The sequence below is a fragment of the Candidatus Phytoplasma palmae genome (assembly GCF_046896035.1).
GTDB classification, from domain to species: Bacteria; Bacillota_I; Bacilli_A; order Acholeplasmatales; family Acholeplasmataceae; genus Phytoplasma; species Phytoplasma palmae.
In genome coordinates, this window is record NZ_JBIPDD010000021.1 from 1 (window position 1) to 2932 (window position 2932).

5 protein-coding genes are annotated in these 2932 nt (G+C 18.6%); all 5 read right to left on the reverse strand.

Annotated elements, in window-relative coordinates; all coding sequences use genetic code 11:
* Nucleotides 1–34: 34 nt before the first annotated feature.
* The 5 genes from ACHMP6_RS01710 to infC all read right to left on the reverse strand — a co-directional run bounded on the left by ACHMP6_RS01710 (nt 35) and on the right by infC (nt 2875).
* Complete coding sequence (locus ACHMP6_RS01710) at nt 35–256, reverse strand: hypothetical protein (protein ID WP_412097802.1); 222 nt, start codon at nt 254–256, stop codon at nt 35–37.
* Nucleotides 257–275: 19 nt separating this feature from the next.
* Nucleotides 276–881, reverse strand: a complete 606-nt coding sequence (locus tag ACHMP6_RS01715) for a hypothetical protein (protein ID WP_412097803.1) — start codon at nt 879–881, stop codon at nt 276–278.
* Between the two features lie 196 nt (nt 882–1077).
* A complete protein-coding gene (gene rplT, locus ACHMP6_RS01720) occupies nt 1078–1677 on the reverse strand; it encodes a 50S ribosomal protein L20 (RefSeq protein WP_412097804.1) in 600 nt (199 codons plus the stop codon).
* Nucleotides 1678–1737: 60 nt separating this feature from the next.
* Complete coding sequence (rpmI, locus tag ACHMP6_RS01725; RefSeq protein ID WP_412097805.1) at nt 1738–1926, reverse strand: 50S ribosomal protein L35; 189 nt, start codon at nt 1924–1926, stop codon at nt 1738–1740.
* A gap of 469 nt (nt 1927–2395) precedes the next feature.
* Nucleotides 2396–2875, reverse strand: coding sequence for a translation initiation factor IF-3 (infC, locus tag ACHMP6_RS01730; RefSeq protein WP_412097806.1), 480 nt, complete (start codon nt 2873–2875; stop codon nt 2396–2398).
* Nucleotides 2876–2932 lie beyond the last annotated feature (57 nt).

A 2932-nucleotide genomic window follows, 5' to 3' on the forward strand; every position in this document is an offset into this window, starting at 1 on the left:
TCATGATGTTCGTGATACGTGAAATCACTCATAATTAGGCATCATTTCGCGCCCCTATTTCATCCATATGACTTGCTAACATAATTTTAGGACCATTCAATCCCTTAAAAGCATTTAAACTTCCTAAATTATCATATTCAATTTTATCTACTATTTTTTCAATATTTTTCTTAATAAAATTACGAACTGAACTCTCTTGACCAGGAACAGCACTTAACATTGTTAATGTTTTAAATTTTTTTATTAACTCAGACATCTGAAAAACCCCTTTTTTATTATTTTTCTTCATTTAACATTTTTCTTTTTTCAAAATTATTTATTTCTTTCAAAACAATTATTTTTTTAAAAAATATAAATAAATAAAAAAAGAAAGAACATAAAAATAAAATAGATAAAACGTTCAATATGATATCATTAATATCTACTTTACTACCTAAAAGATAAAAACTTAAACTCAATAAAGTTATGTATACAATAAATTGAGAACATAAAGGGAAAAAATCATGTTTTTCAAAATAAGATGCATATAACTGAATTATACTGTGTACGATTAATATATAATAAATCATATCACTGAAAGAAAATATAATTTGGAGATATTTATTTTCCAAAAAAGAATGAATAATAAAACCAAAAGAAATCAAAATAAGAAAAATATTTTCAAAAAGAAATAAAAATTTCATAAATCCTAAATTTCTTTTAAAATTAGCAAAAACTAAAAAATAATTAATCAAAATTATAAAAATCCCCAAAAGAACATTATATATTTGAAAAGGACCAATTTTAAAAAATTTTGGAAAAAAACACGATAAACCAGCTAACAAAAAAAATAAACTTTTAAAAAAAAATAAAACTAATTCTTTTTTAATAATTTTTTTCACTTAATATTAATATCCCTTTCAATTCAAAAATAAAGATAAAAAATTATTTTTTTAATCGATTTTTTAAAAGAAAAAAATATATCATTCTATAATAAAATTAAATTATAACTAATCAATATATTAATTAAATTAAAATTTATATTTTTATTTTTTTTATAATTAATTTAGATTTTTTGAAAAATTTTTATTAAACTTTTTATTTAATGTTATCTTGTAAAACGCGAATTAATTCTGCTTTTTTTAATTTATAAAAATTTTGAATATTATATTTTTCAGCTAATTTTCTTAAATCAACTAATAAAAATTTATTTAAATTAATTTTATCTAATTCATTAATCTCTTTTAATTCATCTTTTGTTTCGTCTTTTGATTCTGAAATAGATATTTTTTTTATGTCATCAGAGGTAGATAAAATTTTATCTGAACCATTTTTTTCATATTTTTCCAAATTTTTTTTAGCTAATTCAACATATTCCTTGAATAATAAAGAATTATTAAAAACTAGATCTGATAACATTTTACGATTAATTTTTACATTTGCTAAAAAAAGACCATGAATAAATTTAGAATAACTAATCCCATTATTGATGCAACCAGCATTAATCCTTGTAATCCATAATCTTCTAAATTGTCTTTTTCTTTGTTTTCTGCCTATATAAGCATATTGTAAAGATCGCATAACTTGTTCATTAGCTGTTTTATAAATAGTACTTTTAGAACCAAAATATCCCTTTGCTAATTTTAATACTTTTTTGCGACGCTTATGCCTTGCATTTGTAAAATTTATTTTTACCATCTTTAAGCCTCTGCTTTCGTTATTTTTTTCTTATTCCAATTAATTATAACAAAAATAAGATTAAATTAGATGTTTTATTCTTTTAATATCAGAAAAATGCACACTTGTAACTTTTCTTAATTGTCTATTTTGTTTTGTAGTTTTAGAACCAGCTAAATGATTTTTATAAGAATGTCTTCTTAAAAATTTACCTGTGCTAGTCTTTTTTATTCTTTTATGTAAACCTTTATGAACTTTCTTCTTTATCATAAAAAATTTATAATCACCTTTTTCCTATCCTATAATTTTAAATTTTAATATTTTCCGTTTATTTTATAAATAACATAAAAAATATATAAAAATATATATTTGAATTTATATTTTTATTTCATTAAACTGACTGAATAATTTAAAAAAATATTTCAAAATCATATTACAATAATGATAATTAATTTATTTAAATCATTAATAATTATTTGTATAATTTTTGAATTTTAAATTTTAAATATTTAGTTAATAAAAAACAAAAAAACAAAAAATAGAAATAATAAAAATATAAATATATTAAATTTTAAATTAAAAAAAATTAAAAAGTAAAAACAAAAACTATAATTAAATTAAATATAATTTTAAAAAATTTTTATATTTTCGTCTTTTTTAGCTTTAACATGAATTAAATTAACATAAAATAAGCATTAATAATAAATATTAATGATTAGTATATTATGTTTAATTTTTATTAATTTTTATTAATATTTTTTTTAGATGTTAAGATAGTAGTCATTTGATTACCTTCCATCTTAGGCAAAACATCAACAAAAACAATTTCTTTTAATTTATTATTAGATAAAATTTTGTTAATAATATTTTCACCTAATTCTTTATGATTAACAATCATTCTTCCTTTAAAACGAATCATAATCTTAACCTTATATTTTTGGTTTAAAAAATTATGTACTTGTTTAATTTTATAGTTTAAATCATTATCATCTATATTAGGATTAAGACGAATTTCTTTTAAAACTCTTATATGCTGCTTTTTTTTAATTTCTTTTAATTTTTTTTGTTGTTTATAACGAAATTGAGAATAGTTCATCAAACGAACAACTTTTGGTTCAGAATCAGAATTAATCATAACAATATCTGTTTCTTTTTCTTCAGACAATTTAATTATTTCGTTTTTTTCTAAAATACCCAATTTTTTTCCATCTTCATCAATTACTAAATCGAGATAGAATTAGACCGTTTTTCTATTACTAGATATTAATCTAAGCCC